The following is a 3,130-nucleotide window of genomic DNA, read 5'->3' as shown; positions in this document are numbered from 1 at the left end:
CCTGGCAGTTCCCTACTCTCACATGGGGAGACCCCACACTACCATCGGCGCTACGGCGTTTCACTTCTGAGTTCGGCATGGGGTCAGGTGGGACCACCGCGCTATCGCCGCCAGGCATATTCTGTCCGTCAACCCGCCTCTCAGCCAGTCAACGCTATCCGGAACAAGCCGCTCTCTCTCCAAAACACCTTCGGTGTTGTAAGGTTAAGCCTCTCAGGTCATTAGTACTGGTTAGCTCAACGCATCGCTGCGCTTACACACCCAGCCTATCAACGTCCTCGTCTCGAACGTCCTTTCTGTGGACTCGAAGTCCAAGGGAGAACTCATCTCGGGGCAAGTTTCGTGCTTAGATGCTTTCAGCACTTATCTCTTCCGCACGTAGCTACCGGGCAGTGCCATTGGCATGACAACCCGAACACCAGCGGTGCGTTCACTCCGGTCCTCTCGTACTAGGAGCAACCCCCCTCAATTCTCCAACGCCCACGGCAGATAGGGACCGAACTGTCTCACGACGTTCTAAACCCAGCTCGCGTACCACTTTAAATGGCGAACAGCCATACCCTTGGGACCTACTTCAGCCCCAGGATGTGATGAGCCGACATCGAGGTGCCAAACACCGCCGTCGATATGAACTCTTGGGCGGTATCAGCCTGTTATCCCCGGAGTACCTTTTATCCGTTGAGCGATGGCCCTTCCATTCAGAACCACCGGATCACTAAGACCTGCTTTCGCACCTGCTCGAGCCGTCACTCTCGCAGTCAAGCTAGCTTATGCCTTTGCACTAACCTCCTGATGTCCGACCAGGATTAGCTAACCTTCGTGCTCCTCCGTTACTCTTTGGGAGGAGACCGCCCCAGTCAAACTACCCACCAGACACTGTCCGCAACCCCGTTCAGGGGCCCACGTTAGAACATCAAACATTAAAGGGTGGTATTTCAAGGTTGGCTCCATGCAGACTGGCGTCCACACTTCAAAGCCTCCCACCTATCCTACACATCAAGGCTCAAGGTTCAGTGTCAAGCTATAGTAAAGGTTCACGGGGTCTTTCCGTCTTGCCGCGGGTACACTGCATCTTCACAGCGAGTTCAATTTCACTGAGTCTCGGGTGGAGACAGCCTGGCCATCATTACGCCATTCGTGCAGGTCGGAACTTACCCGACAAGGAATTTCGCTACCTTAGGACCGTTATAGTTACGGCCGCCGTTTACCGGGGCTTCGATCAAGAGCTTCGCCTTGCGGCTGACCCCATCAATTAACCTTCCGGCACCGGGCAGGCGTCACACCGTATACGTCCACTTTCGTGTTTGCACAGTGCTGTGTTTTTATTAAACAGTTGCAGCCAGCTGGTATCTGCGACTGGGCTCAGCTCCATCCGCTAGGGACTTCACCATGCCCAGCGTGCCTTCTCCCGAAGTTACGGCACCATTTTGCCTAGTTCCTTCACCCGAGTTCTCTCAAGCGCCTGGGTATTCTCTACCTGACCACCTGTGTCGGTTTGGGGTACGATTACGTGTGACCTGATGCTTAGAGGCTTTTCCTGGAAGCAGGGCATTTGTTACTTCAGCACCGTAGTGCCTCGTCATCACGCCTCAGTGTTACAGCAGACCGGATTTGCCTGGTCCACACACCTACACGCTTAAACCGGGACAACCGTCGCCCGGCCAACATAGCCTTCTCCGTCCCCCCTTCGCAGTCACACACAGTACAGGAATATTAACCTGTTTCCCATCGACTACGCTTTTCAGCCTCGCCTTAGGGGTCGACTCACCCTGCCCCGATTAACGTTGGACAGGAACCCTTGGTCTTCCGGCGTGCGGGTTTTTCACCCGCATTATCGTTACTTATGTCAGCATTCGCACTTCTGATACCTCCAGCAGCCCTCACAGGCCACCTTCTCAGGCTTACAGAACGCTCCCCTACCCAACAACACCTTAATGTCGCTGCCGCAGCTTCGGTGCATGGTTTAGCCCCGTTACATCTTCCGCGCAGGCCGACTCGACCAGTGAGCTATTACGCTTTCTTTAAATGATGGCTGCTTCTAAGCCAACATCCTGGCTGTCTGGGCCTTCCCACATCGTTTCCCACTTAACCATGACTTTGGGACCTTAGCTGGCGGTCTGGGTTGTTTCCCTCTTCACGACGGACGTTAGCACCCGCCGTGTGTCTCCCGTGATAACATTCTTCGGTATTCGTAGTTTGCATCGGGTTGGTAAGCCGGGATGGCCCCCTAGCCGAAACAGTGCTCTACCCCCGAAGATGAATTCACGAGGCGCTACCTAAATAGCTTTCGGGGAGAACCAGCTATCTCCCGGTTTGATTGGCCTTTCACCCCCAGCCACAAGTCATCCGCTAATTTTTCAACATTAGTCGGTTCGGTCCTCCAGTTAGTGTTACCCAACCTTCAACCTGCCCATGGCTAGATCACCGGGTTTCGGGTCTATACCCTGCAACTTAACGCCCAGTTAAGACTCGGTTTCCCTACGGCTCCCCTATTCGGTTAACCTTGCTACAGAATATAAGTCGCTGACCCATTATACAAAAGGTACGCAGTCACCCTGATAAATCAAGGCTCCCACTGCTTGTACGTACACGGTTTCAGGTTCTATTTCACTCCCCTCGCCGGGGTTCTTTTCGCCTTTCCCTCACGGTACTGGTTCACTATCGGTCAGTCAGGAGTATTTAGCCTTGGAGGATGGTCCCCCCATCTTCAGACAGGATGTCTCGTGTCCCGCCCTACTCATCGAACTCACAATCTGTGCATTTTTGTGTACGGGACTATCACCCTCTGTCGTGCGACTTTCCAGACGCTTCCACTAACACACAAACTGATTCTGGTTCTGGGCTCTTCCCCGTTCGCTCGCCGCTACTCAGGGAATCTCGGTTGATTTCTTTTCCTCGGGGTACTGAGATGTTTCAGTTCCCCCGGTTCGCCTCGTTAGACTATGGATTCATCTAACGATAGTGCAACGAATTGCACTGGGTTTCCCCATTCGGACATCGCCGGGTCACAGGTTCATATCACCTCGCCGACGCTTTTCGCAGATTAGCACGTCCTTCATCGCCTCTGACTGCCTAGGCATCCACCGTGTACGCTTAGTCGCTTAACCTCACAACCCGAAAGTGTCTCGGG

At 53.9% G+C, this 3,130-nt stretch carries 2 rRNA genes; both read right to left on the bottom strand.

From position 1 onward, the window contains the following. Positions 1–115, bottom strand: a 5S ribosomal RNA gene (gene rrf, locus HEP82_RS19735); the annotation flags it as partial. Positions 116–200: 85 nt separating this feature from the next. Continuing rightward, positions 201–3,107: ribosomal RNA gene (locus HEP82_RS19730) — 23S ribosomal RNA — on the bottom strand. Positions 3,108–3,130: the final 23 nt, after the last annotated feature.

The organism is Musicola keenii (assembly GCF_014855505.1).
In the GTDB taxonomy this organism is placed as follows: domain Bacteria; phylum Pseudomonadota; class Gammaproteobacteria; order Enterobacterales; family Enterobacteriaceae; genus Musicola; species Musicola paradisiaca.
The sequence above is the reverse complement of the archived record's forward strand: the minus strand, read 5'-3'. Positions and strand labels throughout refer to the sequence as shown.